7 protein-coding genes are annotated in these 12,197 nt (G+C 55.1%); 5 read left to right on the plus strand and 2 right to left on the minus strand.

The genetic code is table 11. The features are described 5' to 3' along the window. Nucleotides 1-14 precede the first annotated feature (14 nt). The 4 genes from P0111_06445 to P0111_06460 all read left to right on the plus strand — a co-directional run bounded on the left by P0111_06445 (nt 15) and on the right by P0111_06460 (nt 6,069). The gene (locus tag P0111_06445; GenBank protein MDF0643652.1) at nt 15-1,232 is read left to right on the plus strand and encodes a glycosyltransferase family 2 protein; all 1,218 of its coding nucleotides are present in this window, start codon (nt 15-17) and stop codon (nt 1,230-1,232) included. An 11-nt stretch (nt 1,233-1,243) separates the two neighbouring features. Beyond that, a complete protein-coding gene (gene asnB / locus P0111_06450; GenBank protein MDF0643653.1) occupies nt 1,244-3,145 on the plus strand; it encodes an asparagine synthase (glutamine-hydrolyzing) in 1,902 nt (633 codons plus the stop codon). A 79-nt stretch (nt 3,146-3,224) separates the two neighbouring features. Beyond that, on the plus strand, nt 3,225-4,478 hold the full coding sequence (locus tag P0111_06455) for a glycosyltransferase family 39 protein (protein MDF0643654.1): 1,254 nt from the start codon (nt 3,225-3,227) through the stop codon (nt 4,476-4,478). Nucleotides 4,479-4,575: 97 nt separating this feature from the next. Further along, nucleotides 4,576-6,069, plus strand: a complete 1,494-nt coding sequence (locus P0111_06460; protein ID MDF0643655.1) for a hypothetical protein — start codon at nt 4,576-4,578, stop codon at nt 6,067-6,069. A gap of 53 nt (nt 6,070-6,122) precedes the next feature. Here P0111_06460 and P0111_06465 read toward each other — a convergent pair whose 3' ends face one another. Next, nucleotides 6,123-6,989, minus strand: coding sequence for a hypothetical protein (locus tag P0111_06465; protein MDF0643656.1), 867 nt, complete (start codon nt 6,987-6,989; stop codon nt 6,123-6,125). Nucleotides 6,990-7,357: 368 nt separating this feature from the next. Continuing rightward, the gene (locus P0111_06470; protein MDF0643657.1) at nt 7,358-9,793 is read right to left on the minus strand and encodes a choice-of-anchor D domain-containing protein; all 2,436 of its coding nucleotides are present in this window, start codon (nt 9,791-9,793) and stop codon (nt 7,358-7,360) included. A gap of 1,024 nt (nt 9,794-10,817) precedes the next feature. Between P0111_06470 and P0111_06475 the strand changes: the two genes are divergently transcribed. Beyond that, a complete protein-coding gene (locus P0111_06475) occupies nt 10,818-12,119 on the plus strand; it encodes a nucleotide sugar dehydrogenase (protein MDF0643658.1) in 1,302 nt (433 codons plus the stop codon). Nucleotides 12,120-12,197 lie beyond the last annotated feature (78 nt).

Consider the following 12,197-nt stretch of genomic DNA (forward strand, 5'->3'; position numbering starts at 1 on the left):
CCTGTCACGCTGTTATGAATACGTTCATTGGAGTACCCCTCCTTCTGATTCTAATCCCGCTCACGTTGTTGATCGCGTATCAGTGGATTCTGGCATTGTGCTCGTGCTTCTATCGTGCTCCCGTGGCTCCAGTCTGCGCAGAGCAGGCCCGGTTTCTTGTCATGGTCCCGGCACATGACGAAGAGGCGGGGATAGCAAGCACCTTGGAGAGTCTGCAGGGCCTCGACTATCCTCGCGATAGGTACAGGGTCCTCGTGATCGCGGACCGGTGTCATGACGGAACAGCCGTCGTCGCCAGGAACATGACGGCGGATTGTTTTGAACGATGTGAAGGGCAACCGGGGAAGGGAGCTGCTCTGGCCTGGGGCATTCAACAGGCAAGAAGCGCACAGATGGCATTCGATGCCATCGTGATAGTCGATGCAGACACGCTTGTCGATCGTGAGCTGCTTTCCGCGTTCAATGTGCAATTCCAGGCTGGTTACCATGTCCAACAAGGTTATAATTACATTTCCAATCCATGGGTGAGCCCCTTTACGAGAATCATAGCCGTGACTGGTGTGCTGCGGAACGGCCGATACTATGCGGGTAAAACGGTGCTTGGCCTTCCGGGGATGTTGACGGGAACCGGCATGTGCCTCGGTACGGGGATATTAGGTCGTCAGGGATGGACCGCTTTCTCGGTCGGTGAAGATTGGGAATTCTCGGTAGAGCTTCTGCTGAGCGGAGCGCACATCTATTTTAATCCGTCCGCGAAGACATTCGCGAAGGAGTCGCATAATCTCAAACAGGCCTCTCAGCAGCGCCTGAGATGGGCCGGCGGTCGCTATGCCGTGATGGGTGAAAAAGTGTTGGCGATGATCAGAAAGGGGATACTGACAAGGTCCTTTTCTTTAATTGATTCGGCTGCGACACTCGTCGCGCCGAACTATTCTACCCAAGCGTCTCTGGCGATTCTGTGTCTCGCTGGCAGTTGGATCATTTCAGATAGCCCGGCTTGGAACTTCATACTCTATTGGACCATGGGGGTGTTTACTGCAATTGCCGGATACTTTCTTATGGGAGTGATTTCTACGGATGCTCCGATACGGGCATTGAACGGATTGCTGCTTGTTCCTCTGTTCTTGCCGTGGCGTCTTGTCATCGAGTTGATGGGATTACTTGGGTATGGTCGGCGGCAATGGGGGCGAATGTCCCGGGTGTCAACGTCATCGCAGAATCTGAATCGCTGAGGTACAGCTCAATGTGTGGCATCGTTGGAGTCGTTCATGCAGAGCCGGGATTTGCCGACCAACCGCTGGTGAAGCGGATGTGTGCCCTCATTACCAGGCGAGGTCCTGATGACGATGGATTCTATTTCGGCGACCGCGTGGGCCTGGGCATGCGAAGGCTGGCAATTATCGATGTGCATTCCGGAAAGCAGCCTATCCATAATGAAGATCGGACGGTATGGGTGGTTTTCAACGGGGAGATCTACAACTACCGGGAGCTTAGAGAACAGCTTGAGAAACAGGGACATCGCCTTGCCACGTCTTCCGATACTGAATGTCTGGTCCATCTCTACGAGGAATACGGGGAAGGCTTTCTTGATCACCTACGGGGTATGTTCGCCTTCGCGATTTGGGATGATCGCCACAAGAAGCTTCTCCTTGGACGAGACCGACTCGGGATCAAGCCGCTATACTACTCGAAACACAAGGAGGCTCTTTACTTTGGTAGTGAACTGAAGTGTCTTCTTCCCATCGAGAACTTTCGACGACAGATCAATCTCCGCGCGCTCTCTGATTACCTCACCCTTAAGTATGTACCTGGCCCGCATACGATCTACGAAGATATTCATGAAATTCCCCCCGGCCATGTCGGTATCTGGAATAGCGGGATATTCAATCTTCGCCGGTACTGGCAGCTAAAGCCAGGCACTGAAAGCGAGAAGTCGATCGAGTATTATGCAGAAGGTCTCCTTCATCATCTCGAAGAAGCGGTACGACTGCACCTCGTGAGTGAAGTTCCGCTTGGGGCATTCTTAAGCGGAGGTATCGACTCCAGCGCCATCGTCGCTCTGATGGCGAGAGCAGGGCAGGGAAAAGTAAAGACCTTCACGATCGGTTTCGAGGATGGACAGGCCGGCACGGATGAGAGGCCCTTCGCACGAGCGGTGGCGGGCCGGTACGGAACAGATCACTCCGAATACCTCTATGAAGATCCTCAAGCCCAGATCGAGGAAATGCTTCCCGCGATCATTCAGTCCTTCGACGAGCCGTTCGCAGACTCTTCGGTGATCCCGAATTACATGATCTCAATGGCGGCCAGGAAGTACGTCACCGTTGCTCTGTCCGGGACTGGCGGCGATGAGCTTTTTGCCGGATACGAACGTTATCGTGGGGCCTTGGCTGCGGAACAGTATCGAAGAATACCTAAGGCGCTGCGTCGGGATGTTTTTGATAGGCTGATTCATCGACTACCGGAAATCTCAGCCGCCGGTCCATGGATTGATCGTGTCAAGCGGTTCGTTGAAGGGGCTGATCTTCCATTGCCGCAGCGGTATCAGCGCTATCTCGCTGCCTTCGATGAACGAGAGAAAACAGAGTTGTTCAGCCAGGAAGTGTTAGAGTCGCTCAAGGCCTCGGAAAATTACTCCACCCCAATTGCGATGGAACGGATCACAGCCTGTGGAGATCTGCTTGATTGGATGTTGCTTGCGGACATGGAGACTTACCTTCCCGATGACGAACTGCGTAAGACAGACCGCCTGAGCATGTGGCATTCGCTCGAAGTGCGGGTTCCTTTTCTCGATCACAAGGTAGTTGAGTTTGCGGCCGCGATTCCCTCGAAATACAAATTGAAAGGCTGGGAGAAAAAACATATTCTGATCAAATCGCTGACAGGTCTTCTCCCGAATTCAATTCTCAACCGACGGAAACAAGGGTTTTCAATTCCCCTCAGTCAATGGCTGCGTGGGCCATTGCGAGACCTGGTCAGGAATCACTTGGATCCGTCGAGTATAAGAGCAAGCGGATTGTTCAATGCAAGGGCTGTCGACAAGCTGATCGATGAACACGAACGATCCTTGCGCAACCATGAAACCAGGATCTGGACTCTGCTCGTGCTTATGGCCTGGCGACAGGAGTACATGAATCCTACATAACGTCACCTCTTGCCGAATTACTCAGCGCAACACACTTTACCGCTCGTCTAACAATCAAGTCAGATGCTATGAGTATGCTGTGAGACAGGCACTCGACGGGATAAAGAATCAAAAGCTCCTGGCAATCATTCTGGTCGTCTCGTTTGCCGTCAGAATCGTCTCGTGGATGGTCGTTCCTCATCCTGACCTTTCAACCAATGCCAGCCTGGCCTACCTAGGGGGGGCTGACAAACTTGTGAATGGAAAAGGTTTTGCGGATCCGGAGTATCCTGTTTTCACGCCTCCCATTTACGCGGTCGTAATCGCCGGATTTCTGCTCACCCTGGGTATCGATCAAGTTCCTGTCGTTATCCTGCAGATTGTTCTCGACACCTGTACGGTGTTCCTCCTTTATCGAATCGCCCAAGAAATCTTCGGTTGGAAGGCAGGAATCCTTGCCAGCGCAATGTGGGGACTATACCCGTTCGCAATTTATGCCACCCTCTATATCGGAACGGAAACCTTGTTTGCCTTCTTCTTGTCCGCATTCATCCTATCAGCGATTCGGGCGATGCAGAGTCAGAAATGGGCCGCATTTGCTTGGACCGGTGTCCTGCTCGGCCTCGCGACCCTCACGAGAGGTGCGACGCAGTTTCTGCCTTTGTTATTTCCATTGTTGTGGTTTATTGGACGGCCGGCTGCCAAACGATGGCTGCTGGACTGTGCAGTTCTCATTGCTGGGTTCTCACTTGTGATTCTGCCTTGGGGAATTCGAAATATGGTGGTATTGGATGACTTTATCCCGGTCGCCAGAGCCGGCGGTGTTTTCCTCTGGGGGTCTTCCGAGAAGCTGTGGACGATAGACGAAAGAGTTCATGAGTTGCCAAGGCTGTATTCAAGAATGGCGGAGAGAGGTCTGGCTGCTCCTCCAAGCGGGAGCAGCTTCAAGGAGAAGGACAAGTATTTGTTCAGGATCGCAATGCAGAACCATCAGGATATGCTAGCGGGAGATCCGGTCGGTTTCAGCATTTTTATGCTTAAGAAACTGAGCCGAGTCTGGTTCGCGACAGAATCAGGGGCCAATCACAGGATTGTTCTTGGCACAAATGCTCCATTATATTGCTTGGCGATTATCGGAGCTGGGGTTGCATGGACCCTTCGTGTGAGATGGTCGCTCCTACCTCTCCTTGTTATCTGTTATTTCGTCATTTTACATTCGCTTACCTTCCCTCTGTTCCGCTACACACTTCCGATAATTCCTCTAGTGATGATGTTTGGTGCAGTCGGATTGGTCTATTTGCTCGATCACGCTGCAGGCCCTCTCCGAGGTAGACTAGGTCAAGCTGAACCTTGAAAAACCGATGAGAGAATAAAGAATGTGGCTTGTTGGCTGGGGACGTTTTTCCTAAAGAGAGACAAAGGAAAATCCGGTCGGCAGATCTTGGTTGCAAATGATTGATTTCATCAGCATTCGAGAAAATCGAACATATTTCCTCGCGTTTGCAGTTCTCATTTCCCTTCAGCTTTGTCCGATTTGGTTTACTCCATATCCCGCCATGCATGATTACCCCAATCATTTAGCGCGAAGCTTCATACTTCACGCGTATAACGACAGCACGTCGTACCAAGCTACATATGAGCGTGATGGCCGCATTCTTCCCAACCTGGCGATGGATTTAATTGTGCCAAATCTTATGTTCGGCATGAGCATAGAGACATCAAGTAGGGTTTTCCTGTCACTCATTATTCTGGCGTTTGGCATTGGAGTCCACTTGCTGGGCAGTGCCGTTCAAGCTCCTGCGAACTGGAGCGCGTTAGCGGCTACCTTCTTTACATATAACTTCACCATGTCCTACGGATTTGCAAACTACATGTTTGGCGTGGGGTTGTTCTTTATCACAGTAGCAACATGGATTCGATTCGAGTGCCGCTGGACACCTTTCAACCTGTTATTGATTTCCGCTCTTGCGATGGGCTGTTTCATATCCCACCTTTCAGCCTTTGTATTTTTGGCGATCTCTCTCTTGTGTCTGACAGGATTGCAGGTGATCAAGGCGCGATCGTTCCAGGTTGCGCACGGTGTAGGTCTCCTGCCGTTAATTGGTCCTACTGTAGCCTATATCTATTACACTATAGGAATTGACTATAGGCTGCCGATGGAATGGTGGCATCCCTTAATCATAAAGAAGCTCACGGGATTGCTGTACCCATTCCTAAGCTATCACCTCATCTTCGACCTTTGCTTGGCGACCGCCTTCATGTTGTTGATGTTCATTGGCATGCGAAAGAAGACGGTTTCGATTGTCAGCTGGGAACTGCTTATGGTGGGAGGGTTATTTTTGATTCTTTACGTGGTCTCACCTATGAATGGGGGGATCCAATCGAGTTATATAGATCGTCGATTTCTCCTGCCGGCAGCGGTGTTCCTCCTCCTAGCAGTTCGTTTCGACGTCGCCAAAACAGCAGCGAGCTATGTCTTGATCGGGTTGTTGAGCGTATGTGTTCTACGAACAGGAGAGGTTTGGTACCATTGGAATCGCATTGGGCATGAGGTGAGGAAACAGGTGCAGATAATGAGCCACTTGCCGGATGGTGCCCGACTCTATCCCATGATTGTCCATGACCCATCACCAACTGGAGAGTGGCTATGGGACATGCACTTTTTCTTTACGGCGCATTATGCGACCATCTATCGGAATTCCTTCGTCCCGACGATATACGCCTGGAAAAATGTTCATCCCATATACCTTCGATCGACGGAAACCGGATTTATGCAAGTTGAGCGCACTACACCGATTGAACACGTAAACTGGCAAAACATCTTTTTGAAATACGATTTCTTGTGGGGATATAAGCTTTCAGAAGAGTTTGAACGGTTCCTTCTTGGGAGAGGTCGGCTGGTCGCCAAATCAGGCGATACGGTGCTTATCAATTTACAACCTTGACGTCGGTCACTGAGTTAGACAACGTTTTGAGGAAGGCAAGCTCTCAGCAGTCGTTATTGTATGCGTAGGCCAGAAGGACTTGCTGGTGCCGTGACGTCTTGCGCCGTTGCGGCGCCGCATCCGATTCTCGTGTTGCCCGCGGCAAAATCATCATAGTACATGTAACCGGAACCAGCTTGAACGAAGATTTTTAGGCCGTTGAACTGAGCCGTGGAGGAATTGCCACTGGGAGCACCGTTGGAGGAAGTGCCGCGAAATGTGCGGTTGTAGTACCCCACTGTTTGTACGCCGTTAACAAACGCTTCAATGACCCCATTCGCTTGCCCTGGTGTGTTCATCTTGTTGTGCGTTTCGATGCAGTACCACTGATTATCGGAAAGGGGAACGGAACTGACGTTGGGTAGGTACACACAGGTGACAGTGGACCCGCTGGGGCATGTTTCAACGACATTTTGCATCGTGAAACTTATTTCTCGGGACCCGTATACATGTTCCCAGACACCGTTTGGTACACCTGTGGAGGAGGTGTTTAGGTAAACGTTTTTTGTGTTGCTGAAGTTGTAGGTAAAATTCGCTGTGCGATACCAGAATCGCAGCCATAGGTCATCAGTCGGGCCGTATGAGCGAAAGGCCCAGACTCCGCAATCGGCACCAGGCGTACCGGCGACGGCGCAGGTACCCGTGTAGTTACCCTTGAGCGACTTGCTGCCGCTGTGAGGCATATCGGACGAGATGGAAGGGTTGCACCCATTAGCGGGTGAACTAATACCCATATAACTACATGAATCAGTGGACCAGTTAGGTGTCAAAGTCCCCTCAAATCCCTCCTCAAAGTAAACACCCGCCTGTGTTTCGCTGCCAGAGAATATGCCCAGGATAAGTGCGGCTGCAGCAAGCAACGTCCTGCCCCCAATGCGCATGATCCTGCTCCTCAATTGATCGGTTGAATTCATGAAACGACCGGTGCCGGGCAGGGCTATCAGCAAGAGTGATGCCCGGAGTTCACCGTCAAATTATGACAGCTTGCAGTGAAGATTGATACTACAAAACAAATAGTTGCAGGATCCGGTCGGAGTTCTCGACTTCCGAATAGAATGCGATTGTCTGTATCCTTGTACGATATTCTACATATGTTCGAGTCTCACGTTACGACACCGATCTCGAAGAGCGTGCATGCGGGGTTTCTTTTCCCACAGCTTAGTAAAACCGTTCAAGTGGACTCGTATAGTTGAGAAGTCTGGTGAGTCTTCTCGGTGGCAAGCTCCGTCGCCGCGGTCACCATTCACATTTAATAGATGCTCTTGCTGACCTCGGCTGAGAAAACGCTTTCATTACCCGCTGTGTCGTAAGCAGTGACGACGAAGAAGTAAGTCGTCCCTTGTTGCAGACCACTCGACACATACTGCGTAGTATTTCCCTGTAGTGTCGCGATCGGTGCGCCATATCCACCAGAGGAGGTGGCCCGATAGACCTTGTATCCGGCAAGATCCGGTTCAGTATTCGGTTGCCAAGTCAACGTGGCGGTTCCGGTGGTCGTCGGTGGCGGGGCAGTAAGCGTAAGTGTAACCGGCACGGTCCGTGGTGTGTTGGTCGCGCCGGATGCGGTGATTGTGATCACTCCACTGTAATTTCCCGCTGCCAGGCCTGCTGTAGTCACTGAGGCTATCAACGAACTGCCCGATTGTGACAGCGTCAGCCAGTTGGCGTTGTCTGTGGCGGTCCATGTCAGCGTACCTGTTCCACTGTTTGTCACTACGATCGTCTTGGATGCCGGATTGAAACTGCCGGCGGTTCCGGTGAATCCTAGACTCGAAGGACTAAAGCTGATCGTAGGCTGCGGAGGTGGAGCTGTCACGGTAAAGGCGACGGGGATGGTGACGGGGGTGGCGCCGGTGGCACTGACGGTGACGCTACCACTGTAGCTGCCGGCGGTGAGGTTGCCGGTGGAGGCGGTCAGGGTGAGGGCGCCGTTACCGGTGCCGGAGGCAGGGCTGAGGGCCAACCAGGCGGCGCTGTCGCTGGCCGACCAGGTGAGGGTGCCGCCGCCGGTGTTGCTGATCGTGACGGTTTGGGCGGCGGGGTTGCCGCTGCCTTGTTGCGCGGTAAACGACAGACTGGTTGGGCTCAAGCCGACGGCCGGGGGCACGGGGGCCGGCGTCACGGTAAAGGCGACGGGGATGGTGACGGGGGTGGCGCCGGTGGCACTGACGGTGACGCTACCACTGTAGCTGCCGGCGGTGAGGTTGCCGGTGGAGGCGGTCAGGGTGAGGGCGCCGTTACCGGTGCCGGAGGCAGGGCTGAGGGCCAACCAGGCGGCGCTGTCGCTGGCCGACCAGGTGAGGGTGCCGCCGCCGGTGTTGCTGATCGTGACGGTTTGGGCGGCGGGGTTGCCGCTGCCTTGTTGCGCGGTAAACGACAGACTGGTTGGGCTCAAGCCGACGGCCGGGGGCACGGGGGCCGGCGTCACGGTAAAGGCGACGGGGATGGTGACGGGGGTGGCGCCGGTGGCACTGACGGTGACGCTACCACTGTAGCTGCCGGCGGTGAGGTTGCCGGTGGAGGCGGTCAGGGTGAGGGCGCCGTTACCGGTGCCGGAGGCAGGGCTGAGGGCCAACCAGGCGGCGCTGTCGCTGGCCGACCAGGTGAGGGTGCCGCCGCCGGTGTTGCTGATCGTGACGGTTTGGGCGGCGGGGTTGCCGCTGCCTTGTTGCGCGGTAAACGACAGACTGGTTGGGCTCAAGCCGACGGCCGGGGGCACGGGGGCCGGCGTCACGGTAAAGGCGACGGGGATGGTGACGGGGGTGGCGCCGGTGGCACTGACGGTGACGCTACCACTGTAGCTGCCGGCGGTGAGGTTGCCGGTGGAGGCGGTCAGGGTGAGGGCGCCGTTACCGGTGCCGGAGGCAGGGCTGAGGGCCAACCAGGCGGCGCTGTCGCTGGCCGACCAGGTGAGGGTGCCGCCGCCGGTGTTGCTGATCGTGACGGTTTGGGCGGCGGGGTTGCCGCTGCCTTGTTGCGCGGTAAACGACAGACTGGTTGGGCTCAAGCCGACGGCCGGGGGCACGGGGGCCGGCGTCACGGTAAAGGCGACGGGGATGGTGACGGGGGTGGCGCCGGTGGCACTGACGGTGACGCTACCACTGTAGCTGCCGGCGGTGAGGTTGCCGGTGGAGGCGGTCAGGGTGAGGGCGCCGTTACCGGTGCCGGAGGCAGGGCTGAGGGCCAACCAGGCGGCGCTGTCGCTGGCCGACCAGGTGAGGGTGCCGCCGCCGGTGTTGCTGATCGTGACGGTTTGGGCGGCGGGGTTGCCGCTGCCTTGTTGCGCGGTAAACGACAGACTGGTTGGGCTCAAGCCGACGGCCGGGGGCACGGGGGCCGGCGTCACGGTAAAGGCGACGGGGATGGTGACGGGGGTGGCGCCGGTGGCACTGACGGTGACGCTACCACTGTAGCTGCCGGCGGTGAGGTTGCCGGTGGAGGCGGTCAGGGTGAGGGCGCCGTTACCGGTGCCGGAGGCAGGGCTGAGGGCCAACCAGGCGGCGCTGTCGCTGGCCGACCAGGTGAGGGTGCCGCCGCCGGTGTTGCTGATGCTGAGTGTTTGCGATGAAGGTGCCGAGCCGCCCTGTGTGGCCGTAAAGGAGACGCTCATTGGATTGATTCGTATCATGGGAGGGACCAGGGGGGGTATTGGAGGTGAAGATGAGGGAGGAGTGGCAGACGTCACGGCTGGTGGTGAAACGAGCTGAGCCAGGTTGGGCACATCTGCAATGATCTGTTGGAGGCTGCGGCCGCGCTTGCTCCCCGACCTTGACGATCCTGAAACTGGAGCGGCCAATGGTTTGGGAGTACCGGCCTGGACGACTGTCGCACTGTTCGGTGAGGGTGTTGCTGCGGCGATCGGCAAAGTGCCAGAGACGGTGAGAGAGGAAGAAATAGCCTGTGCCGAGGTAACCTTGGGAGCCGACGTTTCCGTTCTTGTTATGGGCGTAGGAGTCGAGTCTGCTTGTGGAGAAAGCAGAACCGGTTTGGAAGCCGGAGTTTGAGATGTTTCCTGGGGAAGTAACGATATGTCGTGTTCCTTAATCGGAGCGACAGATAAGGCCGGCTTTCTGATCAATCGATGAGATCGCCCCGCCTTTATCGTCGTATTCTTGGACTCAGCTATTCTGGCCACGTTCAGAGGAGGGTTCTCAGCAAAGGCGCATTCCGGTATGGCCAGAGCCAAGGAGATCCCGCACAGGTAGATCCTAATGAGCAGCGCCGATGGCCCAGCACCTCGCCTGAACCCAGTCGGACGTATCGAGGAAGATCCTAGTGGATGGGGCATGGTCGAGGCCTCCGTGTTACCTGCATTCACCAGAACGATGGCCAATCCGCAGTGCCGCACATGTCGACGTTTCTCGATAAAGCGGTGTCACATCTTTGAGTCGTTGATCAGAGCACGGAGACCAAAGCAAGAGCAATGCCCCTCCGGCGCGTGCAGCGGCGCATCACGGACCGCACGAGGTTCGGTCACGGGAATCAATCACTTGTGAATTCTTGCGCATGCGGCCGGCGATCTAACTGCCGTGCAGACATGCCATCAAACGGCACAGTGCATTGGATGCTCTTCTGAACAGGAGCGTGAAAATTGAACAGTGCAAGTCTCACGGGATCAATCTCGTCAAACCGCTAGGTCGCTTCCAAGGAGTTCGTTGACGGAAATCGGAGGTTCTGCCATTCTGTGAAAATTCTGCAAGGAGGAATATATGGGTAGTCGGTCGGAGATAGCGAGGAAAGTGGCCGTCGTAGGACTCGGCTACGTTGGGCTTCCAATCACGGTGGCGTTCGGCAAGCAAGGCGAGGTCGTTGGTTTCGACATCAACAAAATAAAAATCCACGAGTTGCGCAGAGGCTTCGATCGGACCGGTGAAGTATCCGAGGTGGATCTTAAGAGTGCTCGCATTCAGTTTACTTCCGAGCCTGCGGATTTGAAGGCCGCCGATTTCATTATTGTGGCGGTGCCGACGCCCATTAATGAGGCCTTGCAACCGGATCTCACCGCGTTACGCAGGTCATCAGAATTGATCGGCGCCAATCTCTCGCCGGGCTCGATCGTAGTTTTTGAGTCCACTGTCTACCCCGGCGCTACGGAGGAAGTCTGCCAACCTATCTTGGAAAAGACTTCCGGCATGAAATGCGGTGTGGACTTCAAGCTCGGCTATTCCCCAGAACGAATCAACCCCGGTGATAAGGAGCACACACTGGAGAGGATCGTCAAAGTAGTTTCGGCCCAAGATGCGGAATCGTTGGAGATCGTCGCCAGTACCTATGGCCTGGTCGTGAAGGCCGGGATTCATCGGGCGTCGAGTATCAAAGTGGCGGAAGCGGCCAAGGTCATCGAGAACACGCAACGGGATCTGAACATCGCCCTCATGAACGAATTGGCGCTCATATTCCACCGCCTCGGCATCGATACGAAGTCGGTATTGGAAGCAGCTGGAACGAAGTGGAACTTTCTCAAGTTTTCACCCGGACTGGTCGGTGGACATTGCATTGGCGTGGATCCCTATTACCTGACGAGCAAAGCGGAGTCTGTCGGCTATCACCCGCAAGTGATCCTTGCGGGGCGGCGCATCAACAACGGAATGGGCAAGTTTGTGGCCGAGCAAACTATGAAGCGATTAAGTCAGCTCAATCGTCCCATCAACGATCTGAAGGTCGCGGTCCTGGGCCTGACCTTCAAGGAAAATGTCCCGGATCTGAGAAACAGCAAGGTTCCAGATATTATTCATGAACTCAAAGAGTATGGCGTGCAGGTCTTGGTGCATGACCCGATCGCCGAATCTGAAGAAGCCGTCGAAGAATATGGCATTCACTTGAGCGCCTGGGAACAGCTCAAGGATGTGGACGGTATCGTGCTGGCCGTTGCCCATCGGGCCTATGCAGAGATGGAGTCTCAGAAACTGTTGTTGCCGCTCAGAAGCCAGCGTGACGGAGTTGTGATCGACGTAAAGTGCGTGCTCGACCAAGCGAAGCTTCCCGCATCCATCAAGTATTGGCGTTTGTGAATAAGTTGCCGCTGCGGCCTAGCGCTGTTTCATCCCGCACCTTCTGAAAAGCCACTGTCACCCATAGTCGAGGCTGTC

This window comes from Nitrospira sp. (assembly GCA_029194535.1).
Classification (GTDB): domain Bacteria; phylum Nitrospirota; class Nitrospiria; order Nitrospirales; family Nitrospiraceae; genus Nitrospira_C.